This window comes from Brevibacterium yomogidense (assembly GCF_900163715.1).
GTDB classification, from domain to species: Bacteria; Actinomycetota; Actinomycetes; order Actinomycetales; family Brevibacteriaceae; genus Brevibacterium; species Brevibacterium yomogidense_A.
This window is the reverse complement of sequence record NZ_FWFF01000020.1, coordinates 141129-157891: the sequence shown is the minus strand read 5'-3', so window position 1 is coordinate 157891 and position 16763 is coordinate 141129. Positions and strand designations below refer to the sequence as shown.

At 69.4% G+C, this 16763-nt stretch carries 14 protein-coding genes; 6 read left to right on the top strand and 8 right to left on the bottom strand.

The features are described from left to right. Nucleotides 1–4 precede the first annotated feature (4 nt). Nucleotides 5–736 (bottom strand): DUF6308 family protein, encoded by a 732-nt coding sequence (locus FM105_RS13205; protein ID WP_087008990.1) that lies wholly within the window; start codon nt 734–736, stop codon nt 5–7. 154 nt (nt 737–890) lie between these two features. After that, a complete protein-coding gene (locus FM105_RS13200) occupies nt 891–1547 on the bottom strand; it encodes a TetR/AcrR family transcriptional regulator (RefSeq protein ID WP_087008988.1) in 657 nt (218 codons plus the stop codon). Between the two features lie 149 nt (nt 1548–1696). Here FM105_RS13200 and FM105_RS13195 point away from each other — a divergent pair, with 149 nt between their 5' ends. The 3 genes from FM105_RS13195 to FM105_RS13185 are packed head-to-tail and all read left to right on the top strand — an operon-like array spanning nt 1697 to nt 5913. Then, nucleotides 1697–2845 carry a phosphotransferase family protein gene (locus tag FM105_RS13195; protein WP_087008986.1) on the top strand — a complete coding sequence of 383 codons (1149 nt, stop codon included), beginning with the start codon at nt 1697–1699 and terminating at the stop codon, nt 2843–2845. Then, complete coding sequence (locus FM105_RS13190) at nt 2838–4487, top strand: class I adenylate-forming enzyme family protein (RefSeq protein WP_087008984.1); 1650 nt, start codon at nt 2838–2840, stop codon at nt 4485–4487. Before FM105_RS13195 ends, FM105_RS13190 begins: the two co-directional genes overlap by 8 nt. 13 nt (nt 4488–4500) lie before the next feature. After that, nucleotides 4501–5913: a short-chain fatty acid transporter gene (locus tag FM105_RS13185; RefSeq protein ID WP_087008982.1), complete on the top strand. Its 1413-nt coding sequence runs from the start codon at nt 4501–4503 to the stop codon at nt 5911–5913. 10 nt (nt 5914–5923) lie between these two features. On the opposite strand, the gene FM105_RS13180 is transcribed toward FM105_RS13185, so the two are convergent. The 6 genes from FM105_RS13180 to FM105_RS13155 form a co-directional block, all read right to left on the bottom strand. Then, a complete protein-coding gene (locus tag FM105_RS13180; protein ID WP_087008980.1) occupies nt 5924–7552 on the bottom strand; it encodes an amidohydrolase in 1629 nt (542 codons plus the stop codon). Between the two features lie 43 nt (nt 7553–7595). Beyond that, nucleotides 7596–9317: a thiamine pyrophosphate-dependent enzyme gene (locus FM105_RS13175; RefSeq protein WP_087008978.1), complete on the bottom strand. Its 1722-nt coding sequence runs from the start codon at nt 9315–9317 to the stop codon at nt 7596–7598. A gap of 109 nt (nt 9318–9426) precedes the next feature. Then, a complete protein-coding gene (locus FM105_RS13170) occupies nt 9427–10212 on the bottom strand; it encodes an amino acid ABC transporter ATP-binding protein (protein WP_087008977.1) in 786 nt (261 codons plus the stop codon). 48 nt (nt 10213–10260) lie between these two features. Continuing rightward, the gene (locus tag FM105_RS13165; protein ID WP_218777960.1) at nt 10261–11055 is read right to left on the bottom strand and encodes an amino acid ABC transporter permease; all 795 of its coding nucleotides are present in this window, start codon (nt 11053–11055) and stop codon (nt 10261–10263) included. Nucleotides 11056–11202: 147 nt separating this feature from the next. Further along, nucleotides 11203–12036, bottom strand: coding sequence for an ABC transporter substrate-binding protein (locus FM105_RS13160; protein ID WP_087008968.1), 834 nt, complete (start codon nt 12034–12036; stop codon nt 11203–11205). Between the two features lie 177 nt (nt 12037–12213). After that, complete coding sequence (locus tag FM105_RS13155; protein ID WP_256970405.1) at nt 12214–13371, bottom strand: MFS transporter; 1158 nt, start codon at nt 13369–13371, stop codon at nt 12214–12216. A gap of 326 nt (nt 13372–13697) precedes the next feature. On the opposite strand from FM105_RS13155, the gene FM105_RS13150 reads away from it, so the two are divergent. The 3 genes from FM105_RS13150 (at nt 13698) to FM105_RS13140 (ending at nt 16760) form a co-directional block, all read left to right on the top strand. After that, nucleotides 13698–14489 carry a lysophospholipid acyltransferase family protein gene (locus tag FM105_RS13150; protein ID WP_256970404.1) on the top strand — a complete coding sequence of 264 codons (792 nt, stop codon included), beginning with the start codon at nt 13698–13700 and terminating at the stop codon, nt 14487–14489. Between the two features lie 177 nt (nt 14490–14666). After that, nucleotides 14667–15446: a glucose 1-dehydrogenase gene (locus FM105_RS13145; RefSeq protein WP_087008964.1), complete on the top strand. Its 780-nt coding sequence runs from the start codon at nt 14667–14669 to the stop codon at nt 15444–15446. Nucleotides 15447–15545: 99 nt separating this feature from the next. Then, a complete protein-coding gene (locus FM105_RS13140; protein WP_087008962.1) occupies nt 15546–16760 on the top strand; it encodes a cysteine desulfurase family protein in 1215 nt (404 codons plus the stop codon). The last annotated feature ends 3 nt before the right edge of the window (nt 16761–16763 follow it).

The following is a 16763-nucleotide window of genomic DNA, read 5'->3' as shown; positions in this document are numbered from 1 at the left end:
GGGGTCAGTCCCGGGCCTCGTGTTCGTCGCACGGTGCGGGATCTACATCCGTCGCGTGGACCCACAGGGCCGCGTCGAGGACCCGGAGCCGCTCCTTGTCGCTCTTCACGCGGCAGGGCGACGACGAGGCCAGATCCTTGAGGCCGTCGCGGAGGTCGTCGAGCACGTCGTCCACCTGCTCGTCGCGCATGAGCTCGCGGAACACCCGCCAGTCCTTCCCGAAGTCCCGAAGCTCGGCAAGTCCCAGGAAGTCGCAGACCGCAGCATCGCGCACGGGGAAGAGGTCCGGACGCTTGCGTGCCGTCAGCTTGCTGGCCGTCACCCAGGGGTTCGGGTCCGCCGCGCCGGCCTGGCCCAGATTCGCCTTCACGAACTCGTAGAAGTCGCTCATGGGCGCGAAGTGCTTGCCCTTCGCATCCTCGAGTCGGCGGTCCGGCAGAGCCTCGAGCAGACGCCGCACCGTCTTGCGGGTGCCCTTGTCCTCGACGAACAGGCGCACGGAGTGCGCGGGGATCGAGACGGACAGCATGCTCGTCGCGAGGAGGTCTGAGGCGGAGATCGCATCGGACGGGTTCGGGGTGATCCGGGTGAAGCTCGCGCCGGCGTAATCGGTGTCGACGCAGTAGTAGCGCCGCAGGCGCTGCGGGGTCTCCGGACTCGTGAGCGCGGTCAGAGTCTGTTCGCGCGCGTGGTCGATGTACTGCTGCTCCACCTCTGGGAAGCCCTTGCGAGACATGATGTCTCCTCTTCTGCGCCGGAAGGCGTCCTCGTGGATTCGGTGTTCCCCGAGTGTATGCGCTCGCAAGGACCCCTGTGCTTCAGAGCCTCACGTGCGCTCAGCCTCGTGCGCTGCACAGCCTCGCCTCAGGTGCACTCAGCCGTGCATGGGCTCAGCCTCGTGTGACCGTGCGGCAGCCGACCGCGGCGAGTGCGATCGCGCAGTAGCGCTGCGCCAGTTCGGAGCTGCTGAGTGCTCCGTCCGGTCGATACCAGTGGGAGACGGACGTGCACATGGTCACGACCGCACGGCAGGCATCCCGCGGGTGGGCGGCCTCGAAGACGCCGTCGGCGACGCCCTGCTCCACGATCTCCTCCACCAGTCGCTGCTGGCGGTCCCGCTTCGCGATGTGCGCGGCGCGCGCCTCCGCGTCGAGGCTGCGGATCTCCGTCAGCGCGATGAACGCGTCATCTCTGCGCTGGGTGTGGAATTCGAGCAGGCACGTGATCACGTCGGTGAACCGATCGACGGGGCCCTCAGCCGCGGCGTCCGCGGCGGTGGAGCGCTGCCAGAGGTCCTCCATCGCCTGGCTCATGACGGCGACGAGGATCGCATGCTTGGACGGGTAGTGGTGGTAGACACCCGCGACGGACAGGCTGCTCTCCGCGGCGATCATGCGGATGGTCGTGCCGTGGTACCCGTGCAGGGCGAAGCAGCGCAGCGCCCCCTCCAGGACGGGGTGCAGCCGCGAGCGCCCGTAGTCGTGCCACGTGTCCGCGGCGTCGGCGTCAGCGTCGGTGCCGACGCCGGTGCTCACAGAATCGCTCATGGGGCCTCCTTCGCTGCGGGACCTCGGACGGCGGCTCATTGACACGGATCATGATGTGGACCACAGTACTGTGAAAGCTCACCGAGCGCTCGCTCGGTTCACGCTGGCAGCGCAGACGACGGTCGATGAGGACGGAAGAGGTGCGGTGAATGGACGAGCAGTCCGCAGGAACCCAGGTGGACGCCGGTGGCACACAGCCCGGCACGGCACAGCACAGTGATGAGGATCCGTTCGCGCCGGAGGTCGTCGCGACCGCAGCGGACGTGCCGCCGGAGGCGCTGTCGCCCCTGCTGATCCTCGACGTGGTCGAACGGTTCCTCGATGCGCACGGGATCGGGACGGGTCCGGTCACGGCCGCGCGGATCGGCGACGGGCACTCGAACGTGACCTTCCGGGTGACGCGGGACGGCGCCGACGTCGTGCTGCGCCGCGGGCCGCGACCGCCGCTGCCCCGATCCGCGCATGACATGGTGCGCGAGGCGCGGATCCAGCAGGCGCTCGCCGGGAACGGCGTGCCCGTCCCACGGATCCTCGCCGTCTGCGACGACCCGGATCTGCTGGGAGTTCCCTTCTACGTCATGGACCACCTGGACGGCGACGTCATCACGGATGTGGAGCCGCAGCGGATCCAGACGCCGCAGGCCCGCCGCGCGGTCGCGATGAACATGGTCGACACGCTCGTGTCCCTGCACCGCATCGACGTCTCCGCACCGCCCGTTGCAGACATCGGCAGGCCCAGCGGCTACCTCGATCGGCAGGTGGCCACCTTCCGCAGGCTCTGGGACGTGAACACGCAGCGTTCGGTCCCGGACGTGGTGCGGGTGGCGGACCTCCTGGCCGCGGACGTTCCCCGCACCCAGCGCCACGCCGTGGTGCACGGCGACTATCGACTGGGGAACCTCATGATCACCGGTTCCGGTGACCCTGAGGTCAAGGCGATCCTCGACTGGGAGATGGCGACACTGGGGGATCCGCTCGCAGACGTCGGCTATCTGCTGGCGAACTACTCGGAGGCAGGATCGCCGGACTCGGCACTCGATCTGTCGCCGGTCACCCGCCGCGACGGGTACCCCTCGGCGGCAGAGCTCGCGCAGCGGTACGCAGAGGCATCGGGCCTCGACCTCAGCGACCTCGGGTGGTACCGCGCGCTCGCCTATTGGAAGTCCGCTGTCTTCTGCGAGGCGATGTACACCCGCTATCTGGCGGGCGAGCGCCCCGGAGACGACTTCGCACCCCAGCTGGAGGTGGGCGTGCCGGAACTGGCCAAGCGCGCACTGGAGGCATTGGGCCATGGCTGATGAACCGATCTGGACCGCTCTGTACCCGGACGGCCTCAGCGCTGCCCCGCCGCACGTCCCCACCTCCCTCGTCACGGCGTGGAGCGACCGCGTCGCCGCGTCCCCGGAGTCGCCCTGCCTGATCTACTTCGACAGCACGCTCACGGTGCGACGGGTCGATGACGACTCCGACGCGCTGGCCGCCCATCTGCAGGACCGCGGAGTGGGTCGCGGGGACGTGGTGGGCGTCCAGCTGCAGAACATCCCCCAGTTCGCGATCGCGATGCTCGCGCTGTGGAAGGTCGGGGCGACGGTCCTCATCCTCAACCCGATGTACCGGGGCGGCGAGCTCCGTCGCCTCATCGACGACTCCCGCGCGATCGGCTTCATCGGGCTCGACCGGGAGGGCGAGGAGGCGGCTTCGACACTCGCCGGGTCCACGGTGGCGTGGCGCATGACCACCAGTGACCTCGACCTCCAGTCGGAGGACGATCCGCGCCTCTTCGAGGATGCGGCACGTGTGGTCGTCGACGGCGCCGACGACCTCCTCACCGCGGTGCAGGAGAACGCGGGCCGGACCCCCTCCGCCGCCGAGGTCCGGGCTGAGGATGCGGCACTGCTCACCTACACGTCCGGGACCACGGGCCCGCCCAAGGGCGCGCTCAACACGCACCGCAACGTGCTGAGCACTGCGGTCTCCTTCAACGCGTGGCAGGGGATCGGGGCCGGGGACGTGGTGCTCGCCGTCGCCCCGCTCTTCCACATCACCGGCGCCGTCGCCACCGCCGCGGCGACGCTCATCTCCGACGCCCCGCTCGTCTTCATCAACCGCCTGCACCCCGAGGTCATGCTGGAGTCGTTCAACCGGCACCGCGTGAGCGTGACCGTCGGCGCGATCACGGTCTACAATGCCCTCCTCGCCCTGGATCGCGGCGATGCGGCGGACCTCGGCTCCGTCCGGTGGCTGTACTCCGGAGGTGCGCCGATCCCTCCGTCGACCGTGGAGCGGTTCCAGGAGAGGTTCGGCCATTACATCCACAACATCTACGGCATGACGGAGACCGCTTCCGCCGTCATCGGCGTGCCGCCGGGGGCGCGTGCGCCGGTCGATGGCGGCAGCGGAACGCTGTCGATCGGCGTGCCACTGCCGGGCCTCGACGCCCGTGCCGTCGACACCGACGGCCGTGAGGTCGCGGCGGGACAGGAGGGGGAGCTGCAGATGCGCGGCCCCCAGGTCATGCCGGAATACCTGCGCAAGCCCGAGGAAACCGCGCACGTCCTCTCCGCAGACGGCTGGCTGAGCAGCGGAGACGTCGCGATCATCGACGAGGACGGCTGGATCTACCTGGTCGATCGACTGAAGGACCAGATCAACGCGTCCGGCTTCAAGGTCTGGCCCCGCGAGGTCGAGGACGCGCTCTACGAGCACCCCGACGTGTACGAGGCCGCAGTCGTCGGCGCTCCGGATGAGTACCGCGGGGAGACCGTCACCGCCTACGTCTCACTGCGCCCGGGATCGTCCACGACGGCCGCAGCGCTCCAGGAGTTCACGAAGGAGCGGCTGGCGGCGTACAAGTACCCCCGACACGTCCACATCATCGACGAACTGCCCAAGACCCAGACGGGGAAGATCAAGCGCCGCGACCTGCGCGACGCAGTGTGAAAGGCCACCGATCATGCTGAGAGCACTCACCCGGCCCGTCGTCTATCTCGTGGAGAGATGGCTGCCCGGCCCCCTGATCCTCGCGATCATCCTCACGATCATCGCGGCGATCGCCGCCCTGACCATGACCGATACGACGCCGGGCGAACTGGTCATGGGCTGGGGTGAGGGACTCACCGGCCTCCTCGCGTTCATGACCCAGGTCTGCCTCGTGCTGCTCCTGGGCTACACGCTCGCGAACACCAGGCCCGTGCACCGCCTGCTCACCGGCATCGCGTCGGTGCCCAGGACGCCGGTGGCTGCGTACGGCTTCGTCACCGTCGTCGCGGGCCTCGCGTCGCTCATCAGCTTCGGCCTGGGACTCGTGGTGGGCGGCGTCATGGCGATCGAGGTGGCGCGCGCCGCGAAGGAACGGGGCATGAAGCTCCACTACCCGCTGCTCGTGGCATCCGGCTACAGCGGGTTCGTCATCTGGCACATGGGGTATTCGGGGTCGGGACCCCTCAACGCGGCGACGGAGGGCGGCGCCTACACTGACCTGCCCGGCGGGCTCGTCGACATCACGCGCACGACGTTCTCGTGGTGGAACATCACGGCCGCGATCGTCACACTCGCCGTCGTCACGATCGCAATGATGATGCTGGCCCCGAAGAAGGACGAGGAGATCGTGACGGCCCCGGGCCGGGTGTTCGACCGTCCGGGTGACGGTGGTGACGAGGCACGCGCCGGCGACAGCGGCCTCGGCGACCGTGCGGAGGGCGACGCACCCGCAGCGGTCGCCGGACGGACGAAGAGGACGCCGGCGGAGTGGGTGGAGGGCTTCCGCGGCTTCACGACCATCCTGGGCGTGTTCCTGGGCATCTACCTGGTCATGTACTTCGGCAGCAACGGCTTCAACCTCACGCTGGACATCGTCAACTGGACGCTGCTGTGCCTGGTGCTCCTGCTGGTGGGCAACGCCCGCGAACTCGCGAAGCTCGTCGCGGAGGGTGGGCACACCGTCAGCGAGGTGCTGCTGCAGTACCCGCTCTACGCCGGACTGATCGGCATGATGGGCGCCAGCGGACTGACCGTGATCATCAGCGAGTTCTTCATCGACATCTCCACACCGGGGACGCTGGGCTTCTTCGCGTTCCTCGCGGCCGGGCTGCTCAACATGTTCATCCCGTCCGGCGGCGGCCAGTTCGAGGTCATGGCGCCCCTCTTCGCCGCCCCGGCCGATGCGCTGGGCGTCCAGCAGGAGGTCGTCATCATGGCGATCGCGTACGGCGATCAGTGGACGAACATGATCCAGCCGTTCTGGGCGATCCCCCTCCTGGCCGTCGCGGGGATCAAGGTGCGGGAGATCCTCGGGTACACGACCGTCACCCTGGTCCTGTCCGGCATCGTCCTGGGCGCGACGATGCTGCTGGTCGGGGCGGGGTGAGGCGGTCTCGTCACAGGGTCGAGTGCGTGAAGTCCCCGCCTACGAGTGTTGCGACGACGTCGATGTCCTTGATCGTCGTCGGATCGACTGAGAGCGGGTCGTCGCCCAGCACCACCAGGTCGGCGAGCTTGCCGGGTGTGAGAGTCCCCTTCACTGCACCGTGGCCGGAGGCCTCCGCCGCAGTGCGGGTGTAGGCGGTGACCGCCTGCTCCGCGGTGAGGCATTCGTCCGCCGAGCCCATGACATCGCCCGTGCTGGTCAGACGGTCGACGAAGGCCTGGATCCCGCGCAGCGCGTTGCCGTCCGCGCACGGGCGGTCGGAGGACCCGGCGAGCATGACTCCCGCGTCGACGAACGAGCGGGCGCGGTAGAGGAGCCGGCGGCGGTCGGGTCCCGCGGACACATTCATCCCCGCACCGATGTCGCGGGCGAAGGCCGCCTGCGGGGTGACGGCGATCCCGTACTCCGCCAGTGCGGGCAGATGCTCGTCGTGGACCGTTCCCGCGTGCTCGATGCGGTTCGGCACGCTGCGGCGTCCGTACGTGTCCACCGCTTCGATGATGTTGCGCACCGCATGGTCGACCGCGAGGTCGCCGATCGCGTGGACGGCCAGTGACCAGCCGGACCGGTACGCGTCCAGGATCGTCCGGCGGAGCTTCTCCGGGTCGTCCTGCAGGTAGCCGGCGGTGTCGCGGCCGGCGTAGTCCTCCCGCATCGCGGCGGTCTCACCGCTCATCGCTCCGTCCATGAAGATCTTCACGGGGCCGATGCTCAGCCAGTCATCGCCGAATCCTGTCCGCAGGCCCGTGTCCAGACCGATCCCGTAGCCGTCGGCGGAGTGCGATGCGATGGAGTGCAGGCCGTCGGCCATCGGGAGGAGCTGAGCGCGTGCTCGCAGCTTCCCCTGTTCCCGCGCCAACTGATAGGCGTGCACCTCGAGGGGCGAGTGCCCGATCCAGCCGGCGAAGATCCCGCATTCGCCGAAGCTCGTGATCCCCTCCGACGCGTAGCCGGCGGTCGCGCGGTCGACGCAGTCGACCACGGTGTCGAGTGAGTACGGGCGGACGAGGTCCTGGATGAGTTCCTGCGCGGTCTCCTCGACGAGACCGGTCGGCCGGCCCCCGGCATCGCGCACGACTCTTCCGCCCACCGGGTCTGCGAAGCCGGGCGCGAGCATGCCGGCGCGCTCCATCGCTGCGGTGTTGACGATGGCCGAGTGCCCGGACTGCTGACGGAGGAAGAGAGGACGGTCGCCGGTGATGCGGTCCAGCACGTCCAGATCCGGGTACTGGCCGCCGTAGTCCCGGTGACCGTATCCGGTCGCATTGATCCAGTCGCCTTCCGGAGTGGTGCGGGCGGCGTCCTCGATCCGGCGGTAGACCTCGTCGAGGCCGCCGGGCAGCGCGGTGCAGTCGATGCTGGCCAGCGTGAGCCCGTACCACGTGGTGTGGCAGTGCACGTCGTTGAAACCGGGCAGCACCGTCGCCCCGTCGAGGTTGATCCTCCGCTTCGCGTTGAGGCTGCGCACGTCGTCGTCGAAGCCGACGATCCGTCCGCCCCACAGGCCGATCGTCCGCGCGCCGGGGCGGTCGTCGTCCAGGGTGCGGATCCGGGCGTTGTCGAGGATCAGATCGAGCATCGGGGGTCTCCGTTCGACGATCGTGCAGCGGTGACGGTGAGTGTCAGACCCGGGGCAGCCGGACCTCTGGATCCGTCTGGATGTGGAGGAGGGCCGGACCGTCGTACGCGAGCGCCTCCTTCAGCATCGGCACGAAGTCGTCCGTCCGCTTCACGGAGAATCCTCGTCCGCCGTACGCATCGGCCAGTGCGGCGAAGTCCGGGTTGGTCATCGTCGTGCCGGAGGGGCGGCCGGGGTACTCCCGCACCTGGTGTCCGACGATCGTCCCGTAGACGGAGTTGTCATCCACGATGACCGTGATGTTGAGGCGTTCGTGGACGGCGGTCGCGAACTCCTGGCCGTTCATCATGAAGCAGCCGTCACCGGCCAGTGCCACGACGGTGCGATCCGGGAACGTGAGCGCCGCCGCCACGGCGGCGGGCGTCCCCATGCCCATGGCCCCGTTGCGCGGTGCCGCGACGGATCCTGGGCCGTGCAGCGGCCAGTACCGCAGCGCCCAGGCGGAGTAGTTCCCCGCCCCGTACGTGAGGATCACGTCGCGAGGGAGGACGTCCGCCGCACCCCGGTAGGCCCGATCGCGGTCGATGAACGCGTCGCTGCGCTCGCCGCCGACGACACTGGTGCGCCAGTGGACGTACCGGTCCCGGTAGTCCGCGTACCAGGCGGCGCCCGAGGTGCCGGCTGCGCGGGCGCCCGCGGAGACTCCGGCGGGGTTCCCTGCCGACCCGCTGTCTGCGGCAGAGGACGACAGTGCCCGGGACAGGGCCTCCGGGGTCGTGAGGATCTGCCGGTCCAGCGGCCCGAAGTGCCCGTGGGCGTCCGGGTCCGGTCCCGCGACCAGCGTGCTGTCCGGGCTCACGCCGAAGGAGTATCCGCCCGTCATGACGTCGGCGCGCACGCAGCCGATGAACACGTGGAGGTCCGCGTCTTCGAGTGCGTCCCGTGTGCCGGGCCAGCTGGAGTATCCCAGCGGTCCCAGGAAGACCGGCTCGTCGTGATCCACAGCGTCGTGCGCGCGGAAGTCGGCGACGACGCCGACCCCACGGCTGCGGGCCCAGGCGGTGATCTCAGAAGCCGCACCGTCCGTCCAGCCCTGCCCGCCGACGATGAGCAGCGGCTTCTGCGCGGAGGCGACGGCCGATTCGAGGGCGGCGACGTCCTCGGGAGTGGGGGCGGGGGCGGGCCGTGGACGGGGCGCGACCGGCTGGGAGGTCGTCTGCTCGAGCAGCGTCTCCTCCGGCAGCCCCACGATGACCGGACCGGGGCGGCCGGAGGCGGCCGTGTGGAGTGCGTCGGCGACGATCCGTGCCGCGGAATCCGGGTCATCGAGGATGAGCACCTTCTTCGCGGTGGAGCCGAACCATCCCGCGAGGTCGAACTCCTGGAAGGCTTCCCGACCGCGCTGCGCAGTGGGGATGAGCCCGACGAAGAGGACGAGCGGTGTCGCATCCTGGTACGCCGTGTGGACGGAGATCATCGCGTTCGAGGCGCCCGGCCCGCGGGTGACCATGGCGATCCCGGGACGGCTGGTGAGGCGGGCCTCCGCGAGTGCGGCGTAGCCCACTCCGCCCTCCTGGCGGCACACCACCGTGTGGATGGGGGAGTCGTAGAGCCCGTCGAGCACGTCGAGGAACGATTCGCCCGGAACGTTGTAGATCCGCTGGACCCCCTCCGCCTCCAGCTGACGGACGATGAGATGACCTGCGGACATGGTGGCTCCGGCGGCGGCGGCGGCGGCGGTGGCGGAGGCTGTGGCGTCGCTCATGTCCACAGTCCTATCACGCGGCCCGGACGCGGTGCAGTCCCCGTCTCGCTCGCAGGACAGGAGCCGGGACGGGGACTGCAGGGCGGGGGAGCGCAGGGCAGCGAGCGGCTCAGCCGTCGACGGTGCCGTCCGGGTGGAGGACGCGGGCCAGGAACGACTGCGTGCGCTCGTGCTGGGGGTTGCCGATGACCTCGCGCGCGGGCCCCTGCTCGACGAGGACGCCGCCGTCCATGAAGAGGACGCGGTCAGCCACGTCGCGGGCGAAGCCCATCTCGTGGGTGACGACGACCATCGTCATGCCGGCCTCCGCCAGCTGGCGCATGACGCCCAGCACGTCGCCCACGGTCTCCGGGTCCAGCGCGGAGGTGGGCTCGTCGAAGAGCATGAGGGACGGCTGCATCGACAGGGCGCGGGCGATCGCGACACGCTGCTGCTGACCGCCGGACAGCTGATCCGGGAACCGGTCGGCCAGGTGCGCGAGCCCCACCTGCTCCAGGTGCTCCCGCGACTGGGCATCCGCCTCGTCCTTGCTCCGCTTGAGGACGCGCCGCTGAGCGATCGAGCAGTTGTCCAGCGCGCTCATGTGCGGGAAGAGGTTGAAGCTCTGGAAGACCATGCCGACGTGCGCCCGCATGTCGTCGAGCTGCACATCCGGGTCCGTCGCGTCGAAGCCCGCCACGGTGATCGTGCCGTCGTTCGGCTGCTCCAGGAGGTTGATGCAGCGCAGCAGCGTCGACTTGCCGGAGCCCGACGGGCCGATGAGGCAGACGACCTCTCCCGGCTTCACATCGACGCTGATCCCCTTGAGGACCTCGACGTCACCGTAGGACTTGTGGAGGTTCGTGATCGTGCAGCCCTGTGCTGCGGGCGCGTGAGGGGTGGCGGGGGTGCTCATGGGCGCTCCTTGTGCGGGTTCGGGACGGCGGTGCTCATCGACCCGGCCCTACGTTCTCGACAGCTTGGCGGTGCGCGATTCGAACCTGCGGGCCAGCATGCCCAGCGGCACGGTGATGACGAGGTACGCGGCGCCCGCGATGACGAGGGGGGTGAGGCCCGCGTTCGGCGACGAGATCGCCTCGCGGCCGAACTTCGCCAGCTCGTATTGGCTGGCAGTGAGTCCCAGCAGGTAGATGAGCGAGGAGTCCTTCGTCATCATGATGATCTCGTTGGTGAGCGGGGGCAGGATGATGCGGATCGCCTGCGGGATGACGATGGTGATCATCGCGCGAGTGTGGCTCATGCCCAGCGAACGAGCGGCCTCGTACTGGCCCTTCGGGACCGCCTGCAGACCCGCTCGCAGGGTCTCCGCGATGTAGGCGGACTCCACCATGCCCAGCGACAGCATGACGGTGGTGTAGGTGTCGAGCCGGATGCCGAAGGCGAACGGGACCGCATAGCCGAAGGCGATGAAGACGAGCAGCGCGGGGACGCCGCGGAAGAACTCGATGTAGAGCGTCGCGAGCCACCGGTACGGTCCCACGGAGGAGATCTTCATGAGCGCCAGGAGGAGGCCCAGCGCTAGGGCGAGGACGAAGCCCAGCGCGGTGTAGATGATCGTGTTCTTCAGGGCGACCGTGACGACGCCGGGGAACTGCTGGAGTGCGATCTCCGGGTTGAAGAACTTCTCTCCGACCGTCTGCCAATCGGTGACGAAGGCGGCTGCAGCGGCAGCGACGATGAGGATCGCGTACTGCACGATCCTGGACGTTTGTGCGCGCTTGCGCGGACTCATTGCCACGGGGGCTCTCCTCGATCAGAGGTGGGTGTGCAGAGGCGGGTGTGCGGGCTGCGCCCCGCTGCGTGAGGGGGGGCGCAGCATCGTGCGGGGGCCAACGGGTGATCGTAGCCGACCCGGTGGCCCCCTGGATGCGTCACTCGGGACGGGTCACTCGGAGGCGGACCCCGCGTCGGCCTCTTCAGCGCTCAGCCGAGCCGCGTCCGCGACCTCGCCGAACCACTGGTCGACGATGTCGTCGTACTCCCCGGACTCGCGCAGCTCCGTCACCGTCGTCTCGAACTGCTCGAGCATCGCGGAGTTGTCCTGCTTGACCGCGGCGCCGATGACCTCGCCGGTGTCGAACTCCTCGACCAGGTGGAGGGTGTCGTCGGATTCCGTGGCCGCGAAGATCGTGGAGATGTTCGCGATGACCGCGTCGACCTGTCCGGACTGGATGCCCTGGGTCATGAGGCCCGCGTCTTCGAACTGGACGGGAGTGACGCCGTTGTCCGTGGCGTACGCCTCGCCGGTCGTCGCCTGCTGGACACCGGCCTCCTCGCCCTGGATGTCCTCGATGCTCTCGACGTCCGAGTCCTTCTTCGTCATGAGGGCGAGGTTGTCCTTGAGGTACGGCTTGGAGAAGTCCATCTGCGTCTGGCGCTCCTCCGTGATCGTCATGCCGGACAGGGCGATGTCGCACTGGCCGGTGTCCAGCGCGGATCCGGACTGGATCGCTTCGAAGGCGGTCGTGATGACTTCGAGTTCGACGCCCATGCTGTCAGCCGTCGCCTGCGCGAGGTCGATGTCGAAGCCGACGTTCTCGCCGTCCTGGACGAACTCGAAGGGCTCATAGGGGATGTCGGAGCAGAGCGTCAGCTTCCCCGCGCTGACCAGCTGGACTCCGTTGACCTCCTCCGCCGCATCGGGATCATCCCCTCCGCAGCCGGACAGTGCGAGGAGCGCTGCGGCGCTCGCCGCGATGGCAGGCAGGATCTTCTTCACGTGGTGCCTCCTGGGACCGAGTGTGCGGCGGGTGGAGGAGGCGGGATGGCCGACCTGCCCGGTCCGCGGACATACAGGTGAAATATACCTGTGGTTCACGTCACTCGTCACGTGATGGGTATGGATGCGGCGCGGGCCGACGCTTCTGCGGGATCGGTGCCAGCGATGTCAGCAGCGTCAGGCGATGCGCTGGCGGTGGCGCCGGCGGCCCATCCCGAAGGCGATGAGCAGGACGGCGGTGCCGGCGATCGAGCAGAGGACGCCCACTGCGGCAGGAGCCCGGTAGCCCAGACCGGCGGCGACGACCACGCCGCCCAGATAGGCGCCCAGCGCGTTCGCGGCGTTGAACGCGGCGTGGTTCATCGCCGCTGACATGTTCGGGGCCTCGGGGGACTCGCGCAGCAGGCGCGCCTGCAGGCCGTTCGTGAAGAGGCTCATCGCGATGCCGTTGAGGAACAGCAGTGGCAGGGCGATCCACCAGATGTGGGCCAGCAGGGCGAAGAGTGCGAGGATCACGCCCATGCCCGCGACGCCGGCCAGTGCGGACTTGTCGATGGACCGGTCCAGGCACGGTCCTGCGACGAGTGAGCCCGCCGTCATGCCGCAGCCGTAGAGGACGAGGACCCACGGCAGGAGTCCGCCCGGGATGCCCGTCACCTGTGTGACGGTCGGCGTGATGTACGTGTAGAGCGCGAACGAGCCGCCGAATCCGACGGCTCCTGCGAGCAGTGGCAGCCAGACCTGAGGGCGGGTCATGGTCTTCAGCTCCGCCCTCGCAGACGACGTGGGCCGTGCGGGGACCGCCGGCAGGAACGTCAGCAGTCCGACGATCGTCGCGAGGCCGATCACTGCGATGACCACGTAGGCGGCTCTCCAGCCGGCAGCGCTTCCCAGCGCCGTCGCCGCGGGGACGCCCACGATGTTCGCGATCGTGAGACCCAGCATCGTCCGCGAGATCGCGGTGCCGGACCGTTCGGGCGGCACCAGGCCCGCCGCGACGATCGCTGCGATGCCCAGGGTGATGCCGTGGGGCAGTCCGGTGAGGAACCGGACGCCCAGGAGCATCGGCAGATTCACCGCGAGGATCGTGAGCAGGTTGCCGAGCGTGAAGGCGGAGGCGGCGAGGATGAGCAGCAGCTTGCGGTCCATCCGCGGCGTGAGTGCGGTGAGCAGCGGGGCGCCCACGACCACTCCGATCGCGTATGCGCTGACGGCCATTCCGGCCTGGGGGATCGTGATGCCCAGGTCCTCGGCGATCCAGGGCAGCAGCGTCATGGACGCGAACTCGGTGGTGCCGACTGCGAAGCCGCCCGTTGCCAGGGCGGTGAGCGCCATGCTGGGGGAGCGGGGAGCGGAGGGGCGATCTCCGAGGGGACGGCCGCGGGCCATGGGATTCCAATCGGGCAGGCGGTGCGCCGGGCTGCGGCTCCGCGCACGAAGACTCGATTCTAGGCCTCCTCACCGGCGGGGCGACAGGCGAGAAGGGCCGAGGTGACCGTTCTCACCGGATCGGAGCCGAGGAGGTTCGGCGAGGCGGTTCGGCGAGGCTGTTGTGCGGCGCGCGTGCGGCCGGTGGTTACGATGTTCCTAGCATTCAGTCAGGAAGACGGCGTCGCGGCACCCGAGGGGCTGTGCCCGTGCGGGAGGACAGCAGTCAGGACATGAGTCACGAGATGGATGACGGTACGGCGGAGCGCCCGGGCGAGCACGAGGCGACCGGATCGGAGATCGAGCGAGCGGCCGACGAGGGCGGCAGCAGCGGTCTTCCGGCGGGTGTCGGCGACGAGCAGCTCTCGTTCAAGTACAGGGCCATGCGCTCGATGTTCCGCGGATCCATCCGAGCCGCGCACCGGCCGACGGTCACGGGCATCACGAACGTCCCCAAGACGGGGCCCGTGATCATCGCGAGCAACCACCGCTCCTTCGCGGATTCGATCTACCTGTCCGCTCTGTCGCCACGGCGCGTGAGCTTCATGGCGAAGGCCGAGTACTTCGAGCGCAGGAACACCGTGAACAAGATGGTGGGTGGCTTCATGAGCGCGGTGGGGGCGTTCCCGGTGGAGCGCGGATCCGCTGCGGCGGCGGTCAAGGCGTTGGAGACGGGTGAGGAGATCCTGCGCGCGGGCGGCGTGTTCGGCATCTACCCGGAGGGCACGCGCAGCCGTGACGGCTCGATCGGCGAGGGGAAGACCGGGGCTGCGGAGCTGGCGATCCGGACGGGTGCGACGATCGTGCCCGTCGGCATCGTCGGCACGGAGGACGTCATGCCCGTCGACGCGAACGCACCCCAGCCCAAGACGTTCTCCATGACGTTCGGCAAGGCGATCCCCGCCCCGCCGCGCGCGCATCCCGCCGGGCCGCAACGCCGTGAGGTCACGGAGCAGATCATGTCCGCGATCCGCGCTCTGGTCGAAGAGGCCGAAGCGGAACGGGACGCCAAGCGCCGACGCTGACGTGCGGGTGCGTGCCGCTGACGCGCGAGCTCGAACCGCTGACGCGCGCCGTCGCTGACGAATCCTGAGAATCGGGAATGAAACGTTGTAGTTGAAGGTTGTACGAGATGGAGGGGCTGATCGTCCTTCTGACTGCCGGGCGGAGGCCCGGTCCGTACGACGAGGAGTGGTTCTCACATGGCACGTTTCTCTGGCAAGACCGTCATCATCACGGGCGCAGGCTCCGGGCTGGGGCAGGCGACAGCACTGCGCCTGGCGCAGGAGGACGCGAATCTCGTCCTGGTGGACATGAGCGCCGAAGGTCTCGAGGAGACCGGGAAGCTGGTCGAGACCGCAGGCGCAGGCGGCGTCGAGCTCGTCACGGCGAACGTCACGAAGTCCGAGGACGTCCAGAAGTACGTGGACACCGCTGTGAACGCGTTCGGCTCGATCGACGGCTTCTTCAACAACGCGGGCATCGAGGGCCGGCAGAACCTCACCGAGGAGTTCGGCGACGATGAGTTCGCCAAGGTGCTCGCCGTCAACCTCACAGGTGTCTTCGCCGGCATGGCGGCCGTCCTCAAGCAGATGCGGACACAGGGCTCCGGTTCGATCGTCAACACGGCGTCGGTGGGTGGCATCCGCGGCGTCGGCAACCAGTCCGGCTACGCCGCGTCGAAGCACGGAGTCGTGGGCCTGACTCGCAACTCCGCCCGCGAGTACGGCGAGCACGGCATCAGCATCAACGCGATCGCTCCGGGTGCCATCATGACCGCGATGGTCGAGGGCTCGCTGCGCCAGCTGGGCGGTGAGGACTGGGAGGCCGCCGGCAAGGAGTTCGTGTCGGTGAATCCCATGAAGCGCTTCGGCAGGCCGGAGGAGGTCGCGGCACTCGTCGCGTTCCTGCTCTCCGAGGAGTCTGGCTTCATCAACGGCACGATCGTCCCGATCGACGGCGGCCAGCACGCGATGTACTGAGTCGCAGCCAGCGTCACCGGACGACCGAGTCACCGGACGACCGAGTCGGTGGACGACTGAGGCGGTGGACTACTGACTCAGCGGGGGAGACTGGGAGGCATGGCAGCCTCGCAGTCTCCCCTCTCCGCGTCTGACCCCGTCTACGCCGACTACAACGGCACCACGCCCGTCGACCCCCGCGTCGTCTCAGCGATGGGCCCGTACCTGTCCGCGCACTTCGGCAACCCCTCCAGCTCCCACGGGTTCGGAACAGCGCCCGCCGAGGCGGTGGCGCGCGCCCGATCCCAGGTCGCCTCGCTCATCGGTGCGGCCTCGCACCACGAGATCATCTTCACCGGCAGCGGCACCGAAGCCGACCACCTCGCGATCCGAGGCGTGCTGCGGGCGGCGCGGGCGGCCTCGGCGGCGGGTGCGGGAGCCCCGACCCACGCTGCCGGTTCCGGCGCCGGCGCGGCCCGTCCCCACCTGGTGATCCAGGAGACGGAGCACCCTGCGGTGCTGGCCGCCGCCGAGGTCCTGGCTGAGGACGGCGTCGAGGTCACCGCCCTGCCGGTCGACTCGGAGGGACTCGTCGACCCCGCGTCGCTCGCCCGCGCTCTGCGACCGGACACGGTCCTCGTGTCGATCATGCACGCGAACAACGAGACCGGGGCGATCCAGCCGATCTCCGCACTGTCGCGGATCGCTCGGGACGCAGGGGTGCTGTTCCACACGGACGCCGCGCAGAGTGTCGGCAAGGTGCCCGTCGACGTCGACGCGCTGGGCGTCGACCTGCTGACGGTGGTGGGCCACAAGCTCTACGCGCCCAAGGGCGTGGGTGCCCTGTATGTGCGCGCGGGTACATCGATCGCGGCGCTGCTGCCCGGCGGCGGGCAGGAGGCAGGACTGCGAGGCGGGACGGAGAACGTCGCCGGGATCGTGGCGTTCGGTGAGGCGGCGCGGCTGGCGGCGGACGACCTCGAGGCGGGCTCGGGGGAGCGCATGCGGGCTCTGCGGGATGCGCTGGAGTCCAGGCTCGTCGACCTGCTGCCGGGACGGGTGCATCTGAACGGTCCCCGGGAGGCGCGGCTGCCGCAGACGCTCAACGTGAGCATCGCGGGAGCCCGCGGTGTCGACGTGCTGGCGGGAGCGCCGGGTGTATCTGCGTCCACGGGGTCTGCCTGCCACGCGGGCACGGATGCGCCCTCGCCGGTGCTGACCGCGATGGGAGCGGACGCGACGCGGGCGATGGGTGCGCTGCGCCTGTCGCTGGGTCGGTGGACGACCGAGGCCGACGTGGCGCGGCTCGCCGAGGAGATCGCAGCACAGATCTGAGTG

Excerpts from the sequence above, each read along its gene's own strand:
- FM105_RS13185 (WP_087008982.1), top strand. The coding sequence starts at position 4,501 with ATGCTGAGAGCACTCACCCGGCCCGTCGTCTATCTCGTGGAGAGATGG.
- FM105_RS13155 (WP_256970405.1), bottom strand. The coding sequence starts at position 13,371 with ATGGCGCTCACCGCCCTGGCAACGGGCGGCTTCGCAGTCGGCACCACC.
- FM105_RS13150 (WP_256970404.1), top strand. The coding sequence starts at position 13,698 with ATGAGTCACGAGATGGATGACGGTACGGCGGAGCGCCCGGGCGAGCAC.
- FM105_RS13145 (WP_087008964.1), top strand. The coding sequence starts at position 14,667 with ATGGCACGTTTCTCTGGCAAGACCGTCATCATCACGGGCGCAGGCTCC.
- FM105_RS13190 (WP_087008984.1), top strand. The coding sequence starts at position 2,838 with ATGGCTGATGAACCGATCTGGACCGCTCTGTACCCGGACGGCCTCAGC.
- FM105_RS13180 (WP_087008980.1), bottom strand. The coding sequence starts at position 7,552 with ATGCTCGATCTGATCCTCGACAACGCCCGGATCCGCACCCTGGACGAC.
- FM105_RS13205 (WP_087008990.1), bottom strand. The coding sequence starts at position 736 with ATGTCTCGCAAGGGCTTCCCAGAGGTGGAGCAGCAGTACATCGACCAC.
- FM105_RS13195 (WP_087008986.1), top strand. The coding sequence starts at position 1,697 with ATGGACGAGCAGTCCGCAGGAACCCAGGTGGACGCCGGTGGCACACAG.
- FM105_RS13200 (WP_087008988.1), bottom strand. The coding sequence starts at position 1,547 with ATGAGCGATTCTGTGAGCACCGGCGTCGGCACCGACGCTGACGCCGAC.
- FM105_RS13140 (WP_087008962.1), top strand. The coding sequence starts at position 15,546 with ATGGCAGCCTCGCAGTCTCCCCTCTCCGCGTCTGACCCCGTCTACGCC.
- FM105_RS13170 (WP_087008977.1), bottom strand. The coding sequence starts at position 10,212 with ATGAGCACCCCCGCCACCCCTCACGCGCCCGCAGCACAGGGCTGCACG.
- FM105_RS13175 (WP_087008978.1), bottom strand. The coding sequence starts at position 9,317 with ATGAGCGACGCCACAGCCTCCGCCACCGCCGCCGCCGCCGCCGCCGGA.